At 35.9% G+C, this 17,558-nt stretch carries 16 protein-coding genes; 12 read left to right on the top strand and 4 right to left on the bottom strand.

The window, feature by feature from the left end; all coding sequences use genetic code 11:
* Positions 1-74 precede the first annotated feature (74 nt).
* The 3 genes from IEV85_RS19970 (at position 75) to IEV85_RS19960 (ending at position 3,899) form a co-directional block, all read left to right on the top strand.
* Complete coding sequence (locus IEV85_RS19970) at positions 75-1,625, top strand: SDR family NAD(P)-dependent oxidoreductase (protein WP_188466863.1); 1,551 nt, start codon at positions 75-77, stop codon at positions 1,623-1,625.
* A 265-nt stretch (positions 1,626-1,890) separates the two neighbouring features.
* The gene (locus IEV85_RS19965; protein ID WP_188466861.1) at positions 1,891-2,556 is read left to right on the top strand and encodes a TetR/AcrR family transcriptional regulator; all 666 of its coding nucleotides are present in this window, start codon (positions 1,891-1,893) and stop codon (positions 2,554-2,556) included.
* A 2-nt stretch (positions 2,557-2,558) separates the two neighbouring features.
* Positions 2,559-3,899: an ABC1 kinase family protein gene (locus tag IEV85_RS19960; protein WP_188466858.1), complete on the top strand. Its 1,341-nt coding sequence runs from the start codon at positions 2,559-2,561 to the stop codon at positions 3,897-3,899.
* 74 nt (positions 3,900-3,973) lie between these two features.
* On the opposite strand, the gene IEV85_RS19955 is transcribed toward IEV85_RS19960, so the two are convergent.
* The 4 genes from IEV85_RS19955 to IEV85_RS19940 form a co-directional block, all read right to left on the bottom strand.
* Positions 3,974-4,525, bottom strand: coding sequence for a fasciclin domain-containing protein (locus tag IEV85_RS19955; RefSeq protein ID WP_188466856.1), 552 nt, complete (start codon positions 4,523-4,525; stop codon positions 3,974-3,976).
* 223 nt (positions 4,526-4,748) lie between these two features.
* Positions 4,749-4,901 (bottom strand): hypothetical protein, encoded by a 153-nt coding sequence (locus tag IEV85_RS19950; protein ID WP_188466854.1) that lies wholly within the window; start codon positions 4,899-4,901, stop codon positions 4,749-4,751.
* A 141-nt stretch (positions 4,902-5,042) separates the two neighbouring features.
* The gene (locus IEV85_RS19945; protein WP_188466852.1) at positions 5,043-6,401 is read right to left on the bottom strand and encodes a T9SS type A sorting domain-containing protein; all 1,359 of its coding nucleotides are present in this window, start codon (positions 6,399-6,401) and stop codon (positions 5,043-5,045) included.
* Positions 6,402-6,713: 312 nt separating this feature from the next.
* Positions 6,714-7,499 (bottom strand): T9SS type A sorting domain-containing protein, encoded by a 786-nt coding sequence (locus IEV85_RS19940; RefSeq protein ID WP_188466850.1) that lies wholly within the window; start codon positions 7,497-7,499, stop codon positions 6,714-6,716.
* 577 nt (positions 7,500-8,076) lie between these two features.
* Here IEV85_RS19940 and IEV85_RS19935 point away from each other — a divergent pair.
* The 9 genes from IEV85_RS19935 (at position 8,077) to gatA (ending at position 17,558) form a co-directional block, all read left to right on the top strand.
* Positions 8,077-8,862, top strand: coding sequence for an enoyl-CoA hydratase/isomerase family protein (locus IEV85_RS19935; RefSeq protein ID WP_188466848.1), 786 nt, complete (start codon positions 8,077-8,079; stop codon positions 8,860-8,862).
* 80 nt (positions 8,863-8,942) lie between these two features.
* Positions 8,943-10,418, top strand: a complete 1,476-nt coding sequence (locus IEV85_RS19930; protein WP_188466845.1) for a lipopolysaccharide biosynthesis protein — start codon at positions 8,943-8,945, stop codon at positions 10,416-10,418.
* Positions 10,419-10,448: 30 nt separating this feature from the next.
* Positions 10,449-10,883 carry a dUTP diphosphatase gene (gene dut, locus IEV85_RS19925; protein WP_188466843.1) on the top strand — a complete coding sequence of 145 codons (435 nt, stop codon included), beginning with the start codon at positions 10,449-10,451 and terminating at the stop codon, positions 10,881-10,883.
* Between the two features lie 74 nt (positions 10,884-10,957).
* Positions 10,958-11,968 carry a sugar phosphate nucleotidyltransferase gene (locus tag IEV85_RS19920; RefSeq protein ID WP_188466841.1) on the top strand — a complete coding sequence of 337 codons (1,011 nt, stop codon included), beginning with the start codon at positions 10,958-10,960 and terminating at the stop codon, positions 11,966-11,968.
* 17 nt (positions 11,969-11,985) lie between these two features.
* Positions 11,986-13,722 (top strand): tetratricopeptide repeat protein, encoded by a 1,737-nt coding sequence (locus IEV85_RS19915; protein WP_188466839.1) that lies wholly within the window; start codon positions 11,986-11,988, stop codon positions 13,720-13,722.
* Between the two features lie 125 nt (positions 13,723-13,847).
* Positions 13,848-14,591: a lipoprotein insertase outer membrane protein LolB1 gene (gene lolB1, locus IEV85_RS19910; protein ID WP_188466837.1), complete on the top strand. Its 744-nt coding sequence runs from the start codon at positions 13,848-13,850 to the stop codon at positions 14,589-14,591.
* Complete coding sequence (locus tag IEV85_RS19905; RefSeq protein ID WP_229712666.1) at positions 14,584-15,786, top strand: murein hydrolase activator EnvC family protein; 1,203 nt, start codon at positions 14,584-14,586, stop codon at positions 15,784-15,786. The genes lolB1 and IEV85_RS19905 overlap by 8 nt, the downstream gene beginning before the upstream one ends.
* 123 nt (positions 15,787-15,909) lie before the next feature.
* Positions 15,910-16,128, top strand: coding sequence for a Sec-independent protein translocase subunit TatA/TatB (locus tag IEV85_RS19900; protein WP_188466833.1), 219 nt, complete (start codon positions 15,910-15,912; stop codon positions 16,126-16,128).
* Positions 16,129-16,133: 5 nt separating this feature from the next.
* Positions 16,134-17,558, top strand: a complete 1,425-nt coding sequence (gatA, locus tag IEV85_RS19895; RefSeq protein WP_188466831.1) for an Asp-tRNA(Asn)/Glu-tRNA(Gln) amidotransferase subunit GatA — start codon at positions 16,134-16,136, stop codon at positions 17,556-17,558.

Below are 17,558 nucleotides of genomic sequence, written 5' to 3'. Positions count from 1 at the left end.
ATAATAGAAGGCTTTTTATAAAGGTGTGTTTCTCATAAAATTTAGTATTACTTTTGCAGCTCAATGCATTTTTTATGGCAAAGCAACAACCTGAGGAAGAAATAAAGCAAATTACCGAAGATAAGATAGATGAATGTATCGCTATTTTAGAAAGGCTGAATGCTAATACAAATCAAATTTTCGAAATTCCACGAGAAAAAAGAACAGCTCTTTTAATGGCTGCAGGTTTGCTATCCCGTCCTAGTAGGGAAGAATTTGCCCGAAGGAAAAAGGATGCTAAAAAAGCAGAGAAAAGAAAAATTGCTGAAAAAGATAAGCACGCAAGAAAAAATACAGGTATAAGAAGTGCTCGTGAGGCAACAATTTTTATTGCTCCCAGCATGGCAGACCAACCGGCACTTGAGCCTCAAGAATTGAACTCGCCAAGAAACTGCTATGTCTGCAAAGAAATGTATACTAAACTACATCATTTCTACGACACAATGTGCCCCGAATGTGCAGATTTTAACTATGCCAAGCGTTTTCAAACGGCTGATATGACTGGTCAGGTAGCTTTGGTAACTGGATCTCGCTTAAAAATAGGTTACCACATCACATTAATGATGTTAAAAGCAGGAGCTACCGTTATTGCTACTACACGTTTTCCAGTCGATTCTGCCATCAGATTTGCTAAAGAACCGGACTTTTCAGAATGGGGTCATCGTCTAAAAATCCATGGTTTAGATTTGAGACATATTCCCAGCGTGGAAATCTTTTGTAACTTTATTGAGCAACAGTACGACAGATTGGATGTTCTCATTAATAATGCAGCACAAACTGTGAGAAGGCCTGCAGGCTTTTACCAGCATTTAATGCCCAATGAGGAGAAGGAATATGATAAATTACTACCTTATGTGCAGGACTTGTTATCCGATCATCATTACTGCCTTCAGGAGTTAAATAGTTTAAGTGAAAGCTTTTCAAAAGGACAGAGCAAGAATATTCCGGTAAGCTGGCATGGAAAACAATTAGGTATTGGATTAAGCGCATCAGCCAAATTATCTCAAATACCCTACAGTATTGATAACTCTATTAGTGCAGAGGAAGTTTTTCCGGAAGGGAAGTTGGATGCTGATTTGCAACAGGTAGATTTGAGAAAGACCAATAGCTGGAGATTGAAGTTAGGAGAAATCCACACAAATGAAATGCTTGAAGTTCAATTGGTTAATTCTGTAGCCCCATTTGTTTTGTGCAACAGGTTAGTGAATTTAATGAAGAAAGATAATACGGGTAAAAAACATATTATCAATGTTTCCGCTATGGAAGGTAAGTTTCATAGATGGCACAAGGAAGATCGTCATCCTCACACCAATATGGCAAAAGCAGCATTAAATATGATGACCCATACTTCAGCTTCTGAGTTTGCTAAACATGGCATTTATATGAATGCTGTAGATACGGGTTGGGTAACTGATGAGGATCCGGCTGAATTAGCAAAGAAAAAGCAGGAAGTTCATGACTTTCAACCACCGCTTGATATTGTAGATGGAGCTGCACGTGTACTCGATCCATTGTTTGATGGAATCAACACAGGCAAGCATTGGTGTGGTAAGTTTTTAAAAGATTACAGACCGATAGACTGGTAAACATTCTATCCTAATTGTATTGAGACATGTTCCACTTAGGTTTTAATATGTGTTTATTTTAACCTAGTCATAATGGTAGAGAATGGTAAGTTTGTCATAAATCATAATCTACTATTTGCTTTGGTATGGTAGGTATCTCAGGTACCATTTACCGATTGTTTTGATCAACCTCCTCATTTGAGAAACCCTCTTTTTTAATTCTGATATCAAAACCTTTAGGGGTTCATAACTGTTATCATCACTGGTATTAAAAAGGAAAATTATAATGGCAAAACAAGCAGCCGCTAAGGCAACCAAACCGGAAGATAAAGCCGCAAAAATACATTCAGCATTTATAAATTATGTTTTGGAACATGGAAAGGAACCTGCTTCAATCTATAAATTCATGAAAGACCTGAAAATGACTGAGGTTACTTTTTATAACCATTACAATTCGTTTTCAGCGTTGAGGCAGCATGTATGGCTTGGTTTTTTGGAACAGACAATCGCTAATCTTCATTCAGAGGAGGCTTTTATACAATACTCTGCCAGAGAAAAATTACTTGCGCTTTATTTTACGCTGATAGAAGTATTGAAGGAAAACAGAAGTTATGCCTTAATAGATATGAAAAAAGCGAAGAAACCTGAAATAACTCCGGAATTTTTAAAAGCTTTTAAGCACCGCTTCTTACAATTTGCAGATGAGGTTTTATTGCAGGCAAAAGAAACAGAAGAAGTAGTGGATAGACCGATAATAGGAGACAGGTATAAATATGGTTTATGGTTACAAACAATGTTTGTACTGCAGTTTTGGGCTAAAGATGACAGTATTGGCTTTGAGAAAACTGATGCTGCTATCGAAAAGGCTGTTAACGTTGCCTTTGACCTCATGGGAAAAAGCCCATTAGATAGCATGGTTGATTTTGCAAAATTCCTTTTTCAAAACAGATAAAAATGACTGACAAAAAAGAACAATCTAAAATTCCTATTTCTAAAATTCAGCGTGCCAGTAAATTTGTTACAACTGGCGCCAGAGTAGGGGGGAATTATTTGAAACATTATACCAGGAAAGCTTTTAACCCGGGAATGGATCGTACTCAGCTTGATTTGGATAATGCAGAGGATATTTATGATTCTTTAAGCCAATTAAAAGGAAGTGCATTGAAAGTGGCGCAAATGCTCAGCATGGATAGGAATTTACTTCCTCAAGCTTATCAGGATAAGTTTACTATGTCTCAATACAGTGCACCACCTCTCTCATACCCATTAGTAGTAAAAACTTTTCAAAAGCAATTTGGGAAAAGTCCGGATGCTATTTTTGATACTTTCACTAAAAGTGCTGTAAACGCTGCTTCTATGGGGCAGGTACATAAAGCCACAAAAGGCGATAAAATCTATGCAGTTAAAATTCAATACCCCGGGGTAGCTGATAGCATCAGTTCCGACCTGAAATTAGTGAGGCCTTTTGCTACTCGTTTGTTCAATATGTCCAATGCAGAATTAGACCATTATATGAGTGAGGTAGAAGGTAAGTTGATGGAAGAAGCCGATTATACACTCGAATTAAGGAGATCAAAAGAGATTACGGAAGCATTGGGTGGAAAAATTGAAGGTCTTTATTTCCCTAAATATTATGAGGAGTTTTCTGGAAACAGGATAATAACTATGGATTGGCTTGACGGGATGCATATGAAGGAATTTCTGGCTACAAAACCCTCTCAGGAAGTTCGTAACAAAATAGGACAGGCGTTATGGGATTTTTATGATTACCAGTTTCATCAATTAAAGCAGGTGCACGCTGATCCTCATCCCGGAAACTTTATGCTACAGGCAGATGGAACCTTGGGAATCATAGATTTTGGTTGCATTAAAGAAATCCCCGAAGACTTCTATGAAAATTATTTTAGCTTACTTAAGCCAGGGTTTCTGCAGGATCAGGAAGAAATAGATAAACGCTTTAAAGCATTAGATTTTTTCCATGAAAAAGATACACCTGCTGAAAGAAAAATATTCAGCGGAGTCTTCACTGAGATGATTGGAATGCTAAGCAAGCCTTTCCAGTATGAAACATTTAATTTCGGTAACAATGCCTTTTTTGAAGAGATTTATGCAATGGGCGAAAGGGTTTCTCAAATGAAGGAAGTAAGGAATAGTAATGGAGCGAGAGGCTCTAAGCATGGTTTATATGTAAATAGGACTTATTTTGGATTATATAATATGCTGAACCAGTTAGATGCGGTGATAGATATCAAAAAACCCGAATGGTTAAAAGGGAATACTGAAAAAGTAGCTTGAATAAAGTCTTTTTTGACATGAAAAAAGGGGGTTCAATAATTTGAAACCCCTTTTTATGTAATTGCACTTATTCCTTATGGTAATAAAACTTTATCAATAACATGGATTACACCATTAGATTGATAAACATCGTAGGTGGTAATATTAGCTACTCCTCCTTTACTGTCCATTACAATAATGTTATGTGGCCCATTCATTTTAAAAGTTAATGTGGCACCCTGAACGGTTTTCATGGAAACTTCGCCATTTCCTTTTTTAATTGCTTTGGCAATTGCATCAAAGTCGTATTTTCCAGCCAGTACATGGTAAGTTAAAACTCCGGTTAATGTTGCTTTATTTTCCGGTTTTAGTAAAGTAGTTACTGTTCCTTCAGGTAAATTTTCAAAAGCATCATTTACTGGAGCAAAAACAGTAAATGGTCCCTCAGATTTTAAAGTCTCTACTAATCCTGCAGCTTTAACAGCAGCTACAAGAGTTGTATGGTCTTTTGAATTTACGGCATTGTCTACAATATCTTTCTTTGGATACATCATTTCACCGCCAACAGTTACAGTTTGTGCGTATGCAGATGATACAACTATTAATAAAGCGAATGCGCAGGCTAGTTTTTTAATTACTTGATTCATTTTGTTTTTTTTAAGTGTGTTATGTTCTTTTTTATTTATTATAAATCAAGTACGCTTTATCTATTACTATCAGATTTCTGACTATTGAAATAAATTTTTAATCTTAGTTAGCGATTTTTAGAGATATTTTATTGTGAAATTATTAATTAAGCTTCGGGCAAAGCCTGAATAAGATGATGATTAAAGGTTGCTAATATTAAAGATGCACATGCCCGGGGGAGGATTAACATAGAGAAATGAACCCAACGCTAAATATCGGTGAGTAAACTCCAATATTTGCAACAATCATATAAATAATTCCTAAAGTAATCTCCCATCTTTTCTGAAAGGCTACTTCACCTGTTTCTCCCAAAGCTATAGTTGCATGTTTTTTCAACCAGACCCTCTGTTTTAGGAAAGAGTAGCTTAGAATAAATGGAAACAAAAAATCCTTCGTAAAGAAGGACTTTCAAAACTTTAAAATAAAATTAAAAAGATATTAATCTGTAAGTGAGAATTTAAAAATAAGCTCAGTGCTTTATTTAATAATTAATCTGATGTTTTCTTCTAAACCATTATGGTCCACTTTTAGCAAATAAATACCTGCCTTAATTTCATCAATGGTAAGCTCATCTGCCGGATTGAAATTAATGAACTCCTTCAGAAGGCTTCCTTCCATATCAAAAAGAGCCATGTGAGAGATGTTTTCAGTAAATAGACCTGGAACCATAAGCTTCACATGGGAAGGCTGTTTTACAGGGTTAGGATATATACTTATTTTTCCTTTAAAATTATTTTCAACTGATATTACAGGTGAATATTCAAAAGTATCATCAATATCTACTGCTTTCAGCTTGTAAAAAATTTTACCATAAGGAGCATCGGAATCTTCAAAATCATAGTGTACGTCAGAAAAACTTTCTCCCTGCCCTTGTATAATACCTATTATTTCAAACTTTTGTTGATCTACTGATCGCTCTAATTCAAAGTGCGAAAAGTTTTCTTCTTTTGCTGTTATCCAGTTTAATTGAATGATATTATCAGAAGACTTTGCCATAAATGAGATAAGTTCAATAGGTAAAGGACCATTTTCAATCCCTCCCAGCCAGTTTGCAAAGTCTGGGTTAGTATCTAATAATGTTTGCTGATCAGCAGTGTTTGGTGTTGTATTAGAGCCTCCTCCAGTGTTATTTATGTCACCATTCACATAAAGACCATATGGATTAGTTGTATTATTATTCTGTATTGTACTTCCCCCTCCTGCATAATTTATATCGCCATCTACATACATTTGTCCTCCATTATTTACCCTTAAGATAGTGCCACCACCACCATTATCGTTTACATCACCGAAGACAGCAACTCTTCCATTTCTATTAATAATTACATCCCCACTGTTGAATGCATTTAAATTTCCATATACAATAAGATCTGCAAATGCAGGAGGAGCTACATTTGTTCCTACGTTTAAATAATCAGAGCTATTTATCCTTAAATTGTTTTTAGCTATTAAACGTCCTCCTGGGAGAACATTGATTCTTGAATTTAATGTAATATTTCCTTCAACAATTAGAGTTCCCTGAAGATTTGTTTGTCCTCCGCCTCCATTTTCGAAATTACCTGTCACAATTAAGGTTCTATCTGTTGAAATATTAAGTGTGGCGCTGCCTAGGGTATAATTGCCAGTAATAGTTTGGTTGTGATTCAAATTCCTTGTACCGTATCCTCCATTAAGTGATGGAGTAGCTGCACCATTTCCACTTGTATTTGTCCAATTTGATGTAAGTTCCCAATTTCCATTTCCTGCAGAGGTGTAATTTTGGGCTAAAGCTAAATTGGAGATCAATAATAGTAAGAGACTGGTTGAAAAAACTAATTTGAGAATTGTGTTTACCATTTACGTATTTTACTTAGAGGATTTACGCAAATATACTTAGACGGCTTTTCTTAGAGATTTTTATTTATTTCAATAATGTAGTCAATATTACATTTTGAGAGTGTTTTACGATGATCTGGACAAACGAAAGGTCTAATGCCTTAAAATTATAGATGAATGTACTGATTTTTGAGGATTAACTAGAAATAAGTTGAGAAATGTGATAATTGAAGAAACTTAAACTATAACTAGATAATGACAAGTTTTAAGTCAGTTATCAAAGCGGTATTAAAAGTAAGTTTGTTGAATTAATTCAATAAACTTACTTTACATTCATTTTAAATATACTCTAATATTTTCTTCTAATCCATTATGCTGTACTTTTAATAAGTACAAACCTGACTTTATTTTTGTATTCACCTTTAAATTATTCACAGGGTCAAAATCTATAAATTCCTGAATAAGGCTGCCTTGAATGTCGTAAAGAGCCATGTAGGAAATGTTTTCAATGAATTTGCCTGGTACTTTAATTTTCATTTCCTCATTTTGTTGAACAGGGTTAGGGTAAACACTTAGTTTTCCTTTAAAGCTATTTTCAACTGAAATTACAGGTGAGTATTCAAAAGTATCATCAATATCTACAGCTTTTAGCCTATAATAGATTTTACCATAGGGCACATCAGAATCTTCAAAATCGTAATACAAATCAGAAAAACTTTCGCCCCTGCCTTGTATAATACCTATCATTTCAAACTTTTGCTGATCTACTGATCGCTCTAATTCAAAATGAGAGAAGTTTTCTTCTTTTGCTGTTGTCCAATTTAATTGAGTGGTACCATTATTTAAATGGCCTGTAAATGTTTTAAGCTCTATAGGTAGGGCTATTATTTGATCGTTGAGATTTGGATCACAGTTTCCTAAGCCACTACAACCGCCCCCTCCTAAATTCCCTTCAGTTAATTGATTAGGTTTAGCATTATTGTTAGTTTGGTTTATACCTGAACCATTAATTTGTGTTGATCCTATTGTTATATAGTTGTTATTAGTCTGGTTGGTATTATTCCCTACTGCTCTAATTACTGATGTTGAAGTTAAAAATATTTCCGATTCTGCATTCATAATTAATCTTCCGGCGTTTGGGCCTCCTGCATTACCAGAGTTAAAAGTTAAAGTGCCTTCGATTATTAAAATTCCATCGTAATAAATATTAGTAGAACTACCAATAGTTACTTCTCTTCCTTGTGGAATGACAACTATATCCGGACAATTTGTTTGACCTGTTGAAATGGTAGCTCCAGGAAATCCATCTTCACAGGTGTTAGTTTGCCATGTTCCCGAATTTACCTAGTTTCCAGTAGCAATTGCCTCAACAATTTGTTGAGCATTGTTTTGAGTAATAGCTAGTGCAGAGAATAAAAATATTAATAGATAAATCTTTTTCATAATGCAAATATACGAACAACCCTTCTTTTCGGATTTTATTTACTCAACAGAAACTGGGTATTTCTTACATTCTTTTGCACTTTACGACAATTGATATCTATTTCGTTACAAACCTAATGATTTGATAGATCAATAATTTTGTTGATGTAATCATTTATTAGCTTACACCTCCAAAAACGAATAAGCACAATTCCTTTTGTACTTGATAAGGCATGCCGTATATTTGTCTTTTATTAGAAACGATAATCCACCTATGGCAGATTTCAACAACCTAAAGCTAAAAAATGACAATGGTATTTTAACCATTACTATTAATAGAGCTGAAAAGTTAAACGCACTTAATATTGAAACTATTAATGAATTGCAGCAGGCTTTTCAAGAGGTATATGATAATGACGAAATAAAATCAGTAATAATTACCGGAAAGGGAGAAAAGGCATTTGTTGCCGGTGCAGATATTTCGGAAATAGCCGAGCTGAATGAAATGAATGGCAGAAAGTTTGCCGAAAATGGTCAGGAAGTATTTTCTATGATTGAAAAATGTCATAAGCCTGTTATAGCAGCCGTTAATGGTTTTGCATTAGGTGGTGGCTGTGAATTGGCGATGGCTTGCCATATGCGGATTGCCACTAAAAATGCTAAATTTGGGCAGCCTGAAGTGAATCTGGGGATTATCCCGGGTTATGGGGGGACTCAAAGACTTACACAATTGATAGGAAAAGGAAAAGCTTTTGAATTAATGATGACGGCAGATTTCATTTCAGCGGAAGAAGCAAAAGCATTGGGGCTGGTCAACCATTTGGCCGAAAACCATGAAGATTTGCTTAATAAAGCTAATGGAATTCTTCAGAAAATTAATAGCAAAGCTCCTCTGGCAATCGGAATGGTGATAGATAGCGTTAATGCCTATTATGCAGATGATGAAAACGGATATCAGACAGAAGCTAATAGTTTTGCTTCTTGTTGCAAATCCGAAGATTTTAAAGAAGGCACTAAAGCCTTCTTAGAAAAAAGAGCTGCTGAGTTTAAAGGAGAGTAAGCCTTATTTTTAACTAAGATTAGATTAACTAACTAATATATTTGTGCTTCAAGGATTACAATCTTTGAAGCACTTTTTTTATGAATCCACTCAAAAAATTAGCAAGTGAAGCCGGTTTATATGGGCTGCCTAGCATTCTGGGCCGCCTATTAAACTATTTATTAGTTCCTTTACACACTGCTGTTTTTTTTGCTGATCAGTTTGGAGAGATCAATAAAATCTATGCTTATGTAGCTTTCCTCAACATTACCTATACTTTCGGGATGGAAACTGCTTATTTCAGATTCACCGCCCGAGATAAATCTGCAAGCTACTATAATATAACTTTTACAGCAGTTTTATTAATCTCCTCTGTTTTTAGCATTTTTATTTTCTTTTTCGCCTCAGAAATAGTTGAGTTATCTGCAATTGATGTAAAACCTTATATAGTGCAATACCTGGCCGCTATACTTTTTATTGATGCTATAGTAGCAATTCCGCTGGCGAAGTTGAGATTAGCCTCTAAAGCTAAGAAATTCGCAATGACAAGGATGTCTAGTATTGTACTTAATATATTGCTCAACTGCATCTTTTTTTGGTTATTACCATTGCTTGCCAGGCATGGAATAGTCGACTGGGCTACCGGCAAGCCTATGAATATTTCATTTGTTTTTTTAGCTAACCTAATTGCTAACTTTTCAATGGTGCTTATTCTTTACAAAGAACTGCTCCAGGCTAAGCTGATGTGGAACTGGGAAAAACTGAAACCTATTTTACTCTATGCTTCCCCAATATTTTTGATGGGAATAGCAGGAATAGCAGTGGAGCAGCTTGACAAAATAATATTTGAAGGCTTATTGCCTCAAGGTTTTTATTCTGATAAAACTGCTAAGGAAGCTTTAGGTATATATAGTGCTGCTTTTAAATTAAGTGTATTCATGGCTTTGGCAATTCAGGCGTTTAGGTATGCAGGGGAACCTTTCTTTTTTAGCCGGGCAGAGGATAAAGATGCACCTGAATTATTCGCTAAAATACTGTACTATTTTGTTTCACTTTCTCTGATCATCTGGGTTGGTGTAAGTCTGAATGCAGAATTAATAGGAGAAATTTTTCTGAGTAGCCCTGAATTTAGGCAGGCATTATTCCTGGTTCCTATTTTGCTGCTGGGAAAATTATTTTTTGGTATGTATGTTAATATGAGCATTTGGTTTAAGATTACTGATAAAACTTACTACGGTATTTATATTAGTTTAGTAGGAGCAGCCGTTACTATTGTTGGCAATATTTTGTTGGTGCCTGTTCTAGGTTATACAGGATCAGCTTTAGCTGCCCTTATGTCTTATGTGGTGATGTTACTTTACTGCTATTTTTCAGGTAAAAAATATTATAATATTCCTTACCCGATGCTAAAAATCATAAGGAATATTTTGCTTACAGGAGCTTTAATTGTCGCTTACTATTGGTTTAAGCCAGAAAATGATTGGCTTAAATATATAACAGGTGCTTTTTTAAGCCTTATTTATATAGGCATTGTTGTATTTTATGAGCGAAGGAGGATTTTTTCTGATAAATTATAAATGATACTTTTGAAGTGTTAAAAAGAATAGATGGAAGTAAAAGTTATCAATAAATCGAAACATGAATTACCGGCTTACCAAAGTATCAGTGCAGCCGGATTAGATTTAAGGGCAAATTTAGATGAACCTATGATTTTACGCCCTATGCAAAGGACTTTGGTCCCTACTGGTTTATTTATGGAGTTACCACTGGGTTTCGAAGCACAAATCAGACCAAGAAGTGGCCTGGCTTTTAAATATGGAGTAACTGTACTTAATAGCCCGGGTACAATTGATTCTGATTATCGAGGAGAGATTAAAATTTTGTTAGTTAACTTGTCTGATGAGTCCTTTACAATTGAAAATGGAGAAAGAGTAGCGCAGATGGTAATAGCCAAACATGAACAAATTAGCTGGAAATCAGTAAAAGTATTGGAAGATTCTGAGAGAAGCGCTGGTGGCTTTGGTAGCACTGGTAAAGGGTAAGGATAAAATACATGATACCTGATTTTTTCTCTACAGACTTGAAATAATTTTAATTTAAAAACATTAAGTAAATAATGAATATTATTATCCCGATGGCAGGTATGGGCAAAAGAATGAGGCCTCATACATTAACAATTCCTAAACCATTAATCCCTATCGCAGGAAAACCAATTGTACAACGTTTGGTGGAAGATATCGCAAAAGTTTGTGATAGTAAAGTAGATAAAATTGGGTTCATCATTAAATCTTCATTTGGTGAAGCCACTGAAAAGGAATTGCTCAACATTGCTCAATCTGTGGGGGCTGAAGGTTCTATTCATTATCAGGAAGAAGCCCTAGGTACAGCTCATGCCATTATGTGCGCAAAAGATTTGCTACAGGGAAATACCGTGGTAGCATTTGCTGATACCTTATTTAAAGCTGACTTTAAACTTGATACCACTGAAGAAGGGATTATCTGGACACAGCAGGTAGAGGATCCTTCAGCTTTTGGAGTGGTTAAAGTAAATGATGATAACGTAATTACTGATTTTATTGAAAAGCCCAAAACACCGGTTTCTAATCTTGCTATTATAGGTATATACTACTTTAAAAAAGGGGAGGACTTGCGTAAGGAATTACAGTATCTTTTGGATAACGACATAAAAGATGCTGGAGGGGAGTACCAGATAACCGTAGCGCTCGAAAATATGAAACAGAAGGGAACCAAACTTCGACCGGGAACGGTTACAGAATGGCTTGATTGCGGTAATAAAGATGCGACAGTATATACAAATCAGCGATATCTGGAGTTTATAAGAAATGAGGAGTTAATTGATGCATCAGCGCAAATTGAAAATTGCGTGATAATACCACCAGTATATTTAGGTAAAAATGTGATCGTGAAAAATGCTGTTTTAGGCCCCCATGTGTCTATTGGTGATCATTCCATTGTTTCAGATAGCAGAATAGAAAATTCCATCATTCAAACAAATTCTGAAATTCGGCAGGCCCAGATAGCAAATAGTATGGTGGGTAATTACGTAACGTACCAGGGTAGTCCTAAAGATTTAAGCATAGGAGACTTTAATAAGGTGATAGAATAAACGTGAAGCAAGTTCATTTGAAATATATATATCTTTTCTTCATTGTCGGTATTAAGCTTTTAACAGCGCAGGATCTACTGGCGCAACAGCCTCAGCCCGTTCAGCAGGAAGAAATTTTACCTGATGCCGATCCTTTAAAAGTAGATCGTATTCAAGTAGAGTTTTTAATTGCTGAAGGGATGCATTTTTTGGCAATTGAAAATAATGCTAAGGCTTTAGAAAATTTCATGAAGGCATATGAAGTAATGCCTAAGAATGCTGCAGTAAATTATAAAATCGCCGAATTATACTTAAAAGGAGAGGAGCTGGATAAAGCACTTCTTCATGCTACTAAAGCTTATAAATCTGATAATAGTCAATATTATTATGCTGCATTGCTTGCCGAAATACAAACAGGTATGGGAGATCTTGCCGGGGCATCTTCCACATATGAAAATATGTACAAGCAGTATGAGGATGTGCCTGACGACTACCTAATAGAGTTAGCCGCGCTATATATATATGATGGAAAGCCGGCTAAAGCACTGGAAGTTTATGATAGAATCGAAAAAAGAATAGGTATTCTGGAGGAGGTTAGTACTCAAAAGCAGAAAATACTGTTGAAGCAGAATAAGCTGGAAGAAGCTGTTCAGGAAGGTAAGAAATTAGCAGATGCTTTTCCTCATGTAGGCCAGTATGCTGTGTCGGTTGCCCAGGTATTAGTTTCCAATGGTAAAAATGCAGAAGCCATTTCCTACCTTAACAATTACCTGAATAGCAATAATCAGGCAGAAGCACATTTAGAGCTTGCTCAATTATATATGCAGGCAAATACTCCCGATAAAGCTAAAAGTCATTTTGTGAAAGCTTTTCAATCAGAGGAGATTTCACTTAGTAATAAGCTGAATAATTTTGTTCCTTTGGTAAGGCGGCTGCCTAATGAACAATTAAATGATTTTACAAAAGAATTAAGTCAGCATCTTCAGAAGGTCCATCCTAGTGAGGCTAATGTTTTGGCAGCCATAGGAGATATGCATTTTGCATTAAGTGAAAAAGATAGTGCTTTGATTTACTATCGTAAAGCCATTGAGTTTTCAGGTAGTAATTTCCAGTTGTGGCAAAATATTCTTTCTCTCGAAATGGAAAGTGCGAATTATAAAAATGTAGTAAAATACGCAGATGAGGCGCTTACTTTCTTTCCCAACCAGCCCCTAATTTATTTGTATTCAGGTTCGGCTCATTTCTCCCTTAATCAATATAACGAAGCCATTTTGATGTGGGAGCAGGGAAAAGCAATTGTATATGGTAATGACCGGCTGAAAAGCACTTTTGCAGGTCAGTTGGCAGATGCTTACTATGCGAATAAACAGTTGGATAAGTCATTTTCTGCCTACGAGGAGGCAATTGAAGCTAATCCTAGTAATTATTACGCCATTAATAATTATACGTATTATTTATCTCAAAGGAAAGAAAAATTAGATATTGCCAGAAAGCTGTCTTCTCGAATGGTAAAAGACAACCCTGAAAATGCCACTTTTTTAGATACACATGGTTGGGTGCTTTTTCAAATGGGAAATTATCAGGAGGCTTCTAAATACCTGGAAAAGGCAGCCAGCATTCAAAAATCAGGCACCATTCTTGAGCACTATGGAGATGTCCTCTATCAATTAGGAAATATTGAACAAGCCATTGAGCAATGGGAGCAAGCCAAAAAAGCAGGAGGGGCTTCAAAGCTGATTGATCAAAAAATAGCTGAAAAGAAATATTACGAATGATCCGTTAATTGAACTAATAAGGTGGTTTATTTAATTGAAATTCGGGCCTGGCTGTAGATAATAAAGGTTATAGAATCTACACCGTTCAGTCGGTAAAGTCATTAACATAAAAACAAATTATACACATGAATAAAATAAAGTATTTAACATTACTGCTTATCACATTTATTGCACTGTCATGTGGAAGAAAGTCTTTACCTGTTTCTACCATTGAAAAGGAATATGGTTTAGAAGAGTTTGATTTTGAGTACCTCCAGACCAAGTCAAAAATAAAATTTGAATCTGAAGATAAAAGCCTGAGCTCTGCAGCCGTCATCCGGATGAAAAAAGACAGTATCATTTGGGTGTCTATTTCACCGATATTTGGCATAGAAGCAGCCAGAGGGTTTATCAATAAGGATACTATCGTGTTTCTGGATAGAGTGAATAAGGAAGTTCATCGTTACAATTATAAGACTTTAAGCGAGATGCTTAATTTTGAAGTGAGTTTCCAGATGGTTCAATCCCTTATTTTAGGAAACCAGGTGTTGGACTTTACTTCTAAAGATAAATTCTCAAAAAAGAAGGGAGAGCTTCTCATTGAACAACAAAGGCAACGGTTTGCAATTCAGACTTCCGCAGATGAGAAATTGAGGAAGGTGAGTACCATCCGTGTGAAAGAATTGCCTGATGGAAGTGATATGAAAATGGTGTTTGATGATTTTACTACCGTTTCCGGACAGGCTTTCCCATTTCAAAGCCTGGTTACAGTTTTAAGTAAAACCAGTAAAGGTGCTGAAATTACCACTGTAGAGCTAAGCCACTCAAAAGTAGATGTTGGCTCTAGCCCGCTTTCTTTCCCTTTTAGTGTTTCTAGTAAATATGACTAATAATAAGCTTTTATTACTCCTTAGCCTGTCCTTTTTAACCTTTTTTGGTGCTTATGGCCAAAAATCGAGGGCTGATCTTGAGAAAGAGAAAAAAGAAAACCTGCAGAAAATTGAACAGGCTGAGAAGATACTGAATCAGACCACTTCCCAGAAACAGGCCACTTTAGGGCAGCTAAATGCACTTAATTATAAAATAGAAGCACAACAATCCGTAACTAACTCCATTTCAAATGAAATCAATTTATTAAATCAACAGATCAATGAAATTGGTGGCATTGTAAGTTCTATGGAGCGAGATCTGGAACAAATGAAGAAGGAGTATGCTGCAATGTTGTACGCTACTCAAAAAAGTAACCAATCCTTAAGTAAAATGGCTTACGTGTTTGCTTCCTCCTCATTTTATCAAATGTTTATGCGCTTGAAGCATATGGAGTACTACGCAAAAGTGCGCAGAAACCAGGCGGAACAGATTGAAGTAATCAAGGAACTCTTAATTGGTCAGCAGGAGTCTGTTGAGCAGATTAGGATGGAAAAAAGTGAACTTTTACAGGAGCAGATCAGCAGAAACAGGGAGCTGAATAAGCTTAAAGTAGAACAGAGTAATGTTGTAGCTCAACTGAGTAAGAGAGAGAAAGAGGTTAAAAATGAAATTGAAAACCGCAAAGATGCTGTAGAGAATCTGGAAAAAGTAATAGCCAGCCTTATTAAAAAGGAAATTGAAAAAAGTTCGAAAGGAACATCTTCAACAAAATTTGCTTTAACGCCTGAGGCTAAGGAGCTTTCCTCTTCTTTCGAAGGAAATCAGAGCAAACTTTTCTGGCCTGTTGGTGCTGGTTTTATTTCACAAAAATTTGGTACACATCCTCACCCTCTGTATAAAAATATCTCTATTAATAACGATGGGGTTGATATCCAGACCAATACAAATGAAGAGGTGAGGGCAGTATTTGATGGAGAGGTGAAATATGTTGCTTTTGTGCCTAGTATGAATAATGTGGTAATGGTACAGCACGGAGAGTATTTCACAGTTTACGCCAAACTGAAATCTGTTAAAGTAAAACAAGGAGATAAAATAACAGCAAAGCAAGCACTTGGGATTGTATACACCGATAAAGATGGTACCTCTGAGGTACAGTTTCAGGTGTGGAAAAATAATAAGAAATTAAATCCGGAAATGTGGCTGTTTAAAAAGTAGTAAATGAACTAATTTTCCTTGTTTTGTATTACACACAAACAATCTTTTGCTATTTCTTACAAGTGGTTGGTTATGCACTGGATTATTATTTAACTTTACACTTACATTATTAAATTAAAAGCAATGAACACAGTATTTGCATTTTTAGGTGGATTAGGCGGATGGGAAATCCTGCTTATCATGTTGGTAATTTTAATATTCTTTGGAGCCAAGAAAATTCCTGAGCTGGCAAGAGGTTTAGGAAGAGGGATTCGTGAATTTAAAGATGCCACCACTGAAATAAAAGATGAGATAGAAGAAGGTGGCAGAGCAGCTAAGACTGATACTACTACAAAAGAATAATAATTTTGGAATCGTACAGCAGTTTAAAGTTCCTGCAGGAAAGCCTGAGCCAAAAAACTATAACTCTTGAGGAGGTAGTTCTTCATTATCTTAACAGGATTGATGAAAATAAACACCTCAATGTTTTTCTGGATGTTTACCGGGAGGAAGCACTGCTGAAAGCGAAACAAATTGATCATAAAATACAGACTAATAAACCTTTAGGTAAGCTTTACGGCCTGGTAATCGGCATTAAAGATGTGCTGGTGCTTAAAGATCACAAAGCGAGAGCAGGAAGTAAAATTCTTGAAGGTTTTGAATCCCAATTTACAGGTACGGCAGTGCAGCGTCTTCTGAATGAAGACGCTCTTATTATTGGTATGCAAAATTGCGATGAATTTGCAATGGGTTCTACCAATGAGAATTCTGCTTTCGGACCAACACTAAATGCAGCTGATAACTCACGGGTTCCCGGAGGGTCATCAGGAGCATCTGCGGTATCGGTACAGGCAGGGCTTTGTATGGCCGCATTAGGTACTGATACAGGAGGATCTGTCCGGCAACCGGCAGCTTTTTGTGGAGTAGTTGGATTAAAGCCTACTTATTCTCGTGTTTCCCGCTATGGATTAATAGCTTATGCCTCTTCTTTTGATTGCATTGGCATTTTCTCTAACAATATTGAAGATAATGCACTGATTTTATCTGTAATTGCCGGTGCTGATGATAATGATAGCACTGTTTCCGGCGAGACTGTTCCAGATTATTCACAACATCTGAGTTTTAAAAGAAAGGCAAAAGTTGCTTATATCAGAGAAACTATTCAAGGAGAAAGCCTTCAAGTAGAGATAAAAGAAAAAACCATAGCCAAACTGGACTTTTTAAAAAAAGAAGGACATCAGGTAGAGGAAGTAGACTTTCAACATCTGGATTACCTTTTAGCTACTTATTATATACTTACAACAGCTGAAGCGAGTTCTAATTTATCTCGTTTCGATGGTGTGAAATATGGTTTTCGGGCTCCTGAAGCTTATAACCTGGAAAGTATGTACAAGCTGTCAAGGTCACAGGGCTTTGGTGAAGAAGTTAAAAGAAGGATTATGCTGGGTACATTTGTACTAAGTGCCAGTTATTTTGATGCTTATTACACCAAGGCTCAAAAGGTGAGGAGAATCATTCAAGATGAAACAAGAAAGATATTGTCTGAATATGATTTCATTATTCTACCTACAACTCCTACAACGGCTTTTCCTTTAAACTCTCATACGGAAAACCCTGCTGAGATGTATCTTGCCGATGTTTTTACGGTTCAGGCTAATGTAAGCGGTATTCCTGCTATCTCTATCCCTAATGGGGTGGATAACAATAATATGCCAATAGGCTTGCAGATTATGACTGATGTTTTCAAAGAAAGTGAACTATTCGCGTTTTCAAAGTATTTAATGGAGGCTTAA

The organism is Marivirga lumbricoides, assembly GCF_014636295.1.
GTDB classification, from domain to species: domain Bacteria; phylum Bacteroidota; class Bacteroidia; order Cytophagales; family Cyclobacteriaceae; genus Marivirga; species Marivirga lumbricoides.
This window is presented reverse-complemented; position numbering and strand designations above follow the sequence as displayed.

Bases quoted from the DNA above. Each gene is read 5' to 3' on its own strand.
- IEV85_RS19970 (WP_188466863.1), top strand. From the start codon at position 75: ATGGCAAAGCAACAACCTGAGGAAGAAATAAAGCAAATTACCGAAGAT.
- IEV85_RS19965 (WP_188466861.1), top strand. From the start codon at position 1,891: ATGGCAAAACAAGCAGCCGCTAAGGCAACCAAACCGGAAGATAAAGCC.
- IEV85_RS19960 (WP_188466858.1), top strand. From the start codon at position 2,559: ATGACTGACAAAAAAGAACAATCTAAAATTCCTATTTCTAAAATTCAG.
- IEV85_RS19955 (WP_188466856.1), bottom strand. From the start codon at position 4,525: ATGAATCAAGTAATTAAAAAACTAGCCTGCGCATTCGCTTTATTAATA.
- IEV85_RS19945 (WP_188466852.1), bottom strand. From the start codon at position 6,401: ATGGTAAACACAATTCTCAAATTAGTTTTTTCAACCAGTCTCTTACTA.
- IEV85_RS19940 (WP_188466850.1), bottom strand. From the start codon at position 7,499: ATGAATGCAGAATCGGAAATATTTTTAACTTCAACATCAGTAATTAGA.
- IEV85_RS19935 (WP_188466848.1), top strand. From the start codon at position 8,077: ATGGCAGATTTCAACAACCTAAAGCTAAAAAATGACAATGGTATTTTA.
- IEV85_RS19930 (WP_188466845.1), top strand. From the start codon at position 8,943: ATGAATCCACTCAAAAAATTAGCAAGTGAAGCCGGTTTATATGGGCTG.
- dut (WP_188466843.1), top strand. From the start codon at position 10,449: ATGGAAGTAAAAGTTATCAATAAATCGAAACATGAATTACCGGCTTAC.
- IEV85_RS19920 (WP_188466841.1), top strand. From the start codon at position 10,958: ATGAATATTATTATCCCGATGGCAGGTATGGGCAAAAGAATGAGGCCT.
- lolB1 (WP_188466837.1), top strand. From the start codon at position 13,848: ATGAATAAAATAAAGTATTTAACATTACTGCTTATCACATTTATTGCA.
- IEV85_RS19905 (WP_229712666.1), top strand. From the start codon at position 14,584: ATGACTAATAATAAGCTTTTATTACTCCTTAGCCTGTCCTTTTTAACC.
- IEV85_RS19900 (WP_188466833.1), top strand. From the start codon at position 15,910: ATGAACACAGTATTTGCATTTTTAGGTGGATTAGGCGGATGGGAAATC.